This is a genomic window from Pseudomonas sp. P7759 (assembly GCF_013386445.1).
GTDB lineage: Bacteria > Pseudomonadota > Gammaproteobacteria > Pseudomonadales > Pseudomonadaceae > Aquipseudomonas > Aquipseudomonas azotoformans_A.
This window is the reverse complement of record NZ_JACART010000103.1, coordinates 1-2,872: the sequence shown is the minus strand read 5'-3', so window position 1 is coordinate 2,872 and position 2,872 is coordinate 1. Positions and strand designations below refer to the sequence as shown.

The following is a 2,872-nucleotide window of genomic DNA, read 5'->3' as shown; positions in this document are numbered from 1 at the left end:
GCCGCGCGGAAGGTGCGCATCACCCCCGTGAGGTCGACATTGAGCATCTCGTCCCACAGCGCGTCGGTCATCTCCAGCAAGGGTGCGCGGCGTAGCAGGCCGGCATTGGCCACGGCATAATCGAGTCGGCCGAAATGCTGGACGGCTTGCGCGGCCAGCGCATCGACAGAAGCGGTGTCACCCACGTCCAACGGCAGCATCAGGCACTCGCCGCCCGCCTCTGCCACAAGGCTGACGGTGGTCNNGTAATACCCGCCGACCACCGCCACGCCGTTGCGCGCATAGGCCACGGCGAGGGCTTGGCCGATGCCGCTGGCGGCACCGGTAATCAAGGCAACTTTACGGCTCATCGAACACTCCTTACTGAACGGTTTCCGGACGCACATGACGTGCGGCAAACATCAAGGCGCCAGACAGGAAGCACGGCAGCGCACCGAACCACAGCGCGGCGGTCTGCCAGTCGCTGCCCGCGGACAACACCTGGGTCGCGCCAAAACCTGCGACTACCGCACCAATCGGGCCCATGGCATGGATGATTGCGCCACCGGTGGCGCGGATGCTGGTGGGGAAACTCTCGCTGATAAAGAACAGCGCCGCCGAGTACGGCCCGATCAGGAAGAACAGGCCCAGGCTGTACAGCCCGACCACCATCGGCATATTGCTTGGGCCAAACAGCATCCCGGCAAACGACAGGCCGCCGAGCATCCAGCCCAGGCCAATGACATTGCGACGGCCGATCTTGTCGCCCATCCAGCCGTGGCTCAGGTAACCGCAATAGCCGACCAGGTTCGACAGCACCAGGATGATCAGCGAGTTCTCGAACGAGATGTGGTGCACGCTGATGATCACCGAGGTACCGAGCACGCTGAACACCTGGATCGCCGCCCAGTTGAGCAACAGTGCCGCGCCAATCACTAAGGTGGCGCGACGCGCCGGGCCACGGAACGCGGCTTTAAGGCCCGCCTTGCTGTGTTCGTCGTAGTCCACGCCGTAGGTGGCGGCGACGTTTTGCGCTTCTGTGACGGCGCCGCTTTTACGCAATTGGCTGATGCGCTGGTGGATCTGGAACTGCGGGCTCTCCTTGAGCTTGCGCGCCATGATCGCGATGACGATGGCCGGGATCGCGGCGAAGATGAAGCAGCCCTGCCAGCCAATGACCGGCAGCAACAGCGCGGTCAAACCGGCGGCAATCAAAGCACCCACCGGCCAGCCGCCCTGCACCAGGCTGTAGATAAAACCCCGGCGCTTGGTCAGGCGCGGATCCTCAGAGGCGCCATACAACTCACTCAAATACGTGGCGTTGACGGTTTCCTCGGCATAACCCAAACCGCCNNCGTCAGCGCCGAGCACAGCGCGGAACCGGCCACGGTGAAGATAATCCCGGTGCGCCGCCCCAATTTGTCCACCACCGGGCCGATGGCAAACGCGACCACCGCCGTGCCCACCGCCACCCACGTCGCGATTTCAGCTTGCTCCACTTCACCCCAGCCAAAATGCCGACCGATCTCCGGCAACAAGGTGCCGAACAGGATGAAGTCATACACCGCAAACACCCAGGCGAAAAACGCGATCCAGGTGGCGAAACGCACCTCCTTGGACGTCAGTTGCCGGGGTTTCCAGCCAGTCAGGTCAAGCTTGTTGTAGATGGACATGGGTCGCGCCTCAGGAATAAGGGGTCAGGTACGGGGTTGGCGGCGGATGAAGTCGTCGGCGATTTCGTCAAAGGTGACGAAGCGCACGCCGGCATGGCTCTGGATGTGTTCGATCAGGCGCTCCAGCATCAGCAGCACTTGCGGGCGGCCGGAGACGTCGGGGTGGATGGTCATGGTGAACACCGCGTGTTCGTGTTCGCGGTAGACCCAGTCGAACTGGTCGCGCCACATTTCTTCCAGGTGACGCGGGTTGACGAAGCCGTGGCTGTTGGGGGCTTTTTTGATGAACATCATCGGCGGCAGGTCGTCCAGGTACCAGTTGGCCGGGATCTCCACCAGGTCGGTTTCTTCGCCGCGCACCAGGGGTTTCATCCAGGTGTCGGGGTGCTGGCTGTAGTCGATCTTGGTCCAGCTGTCGCCCTTGCGCACGTAGTAGGGGTGGAAGTCGTTGTGCATCAGGCTGTGGTCGTACTTGATGCCTTTTTTCAGCAGCAGTTCGTTGGTGACCTTGCTGAATTCCCACCACGGCGCCACGTAGCCGGTTGGGCGTTTACCGGTGACCTGGGTGATCAGCTCGATGGATTTATCCAGGACGATTTCTTCCTGCTCGGCGGTCATGGCGATGGGGTTTTCGTGGCTGTAGCCGTGCACGCCGATTTCGTGACCGGCGTCGGCCACGGCTTTCATTTGCTCGGGGAAGGTTTCCATCGAGTGGCCTGGGATAAACCAGGTGGTGCGCAGGCCGTAGCGTTCGAACAGCTTGAGCAGGCGCGGCGCGCCGATTTCCCCGGCGAACAGGCCACGGGAGATGTCGTCCGGCGAATCTTCGCCGCCGTAGGAACCGAGCCAGCCGGCGACGGCGTCAACGTCGACGCCGAATGCACAGAGAATGTCTTTAGCCATGATGTGTCTCCTTAAACGTTGAGTACGGATTCGACGGACAACGCTGCGCGCAGCAGGCGAGCGTCTTCCCCCGTCGGGGCGCTGAGCAGCAGCCCGGTGGGCAGGCCCTGGGCATCGCGGCCGCTGGGCAGGTTCACGCCCGGCATGTCGAGCAAACTGCCGGGCATGGTCAGGCGCAGGGTGGCGAGGTTGGTGTTCACAAACAGGTCGTCGTCGGCTTCCAGCGGTGCCAATGCGGGTGCGACGTGGGCGACGGTGGGGGTGATCAGGATGGCGCCGTCGAGGTCGTCGACCAGTTGCTGTTGCAGGCGACGGCG

3 protein-coding genes and 1 pseudogene are annotated in these 2,872 nt (G+C 63.0%); all 4 read right to left on the bottom strand.

What is annotated here, in order from left to right:
* A partial coding sequence (locus HX823_RS31335; protein ID WP_177078509.1) for an SDR family NAD(P)-dependent oxidoreductase occupies positions 1-350 on the bottom strand: 350 nt, incomplete at its 3' end.
* Positions 351-360: 10 nt separating this feature from the next.
* Positions 361-1,652, bottom strand: a pseudogene (locus HX823_RS31330) (MFS transporter).
* Between the two features lie 24 nt (positions 1,653-1,676).
* Complete coding sequence (locus tag HX823_RS31325) at positions 1,677-2,555, bottom strand: polysaccharide deacetylase (RefSeq protein ID WP_003234086.1); 879 nt, start codon at positions 2,553-2,555, stop codon at positions 1,677-1,679.
* An 11-nt stretch (positions 2,556-2,566) separates the two neighbouring features.
* Positions 2,567-2,872 (bottom strand): amidase family protein (locus HX823_RS31320; RefSeq protein ID WP_256350346.1); only part of this gene is annotated, 306 nt, incomplete at its 5' end.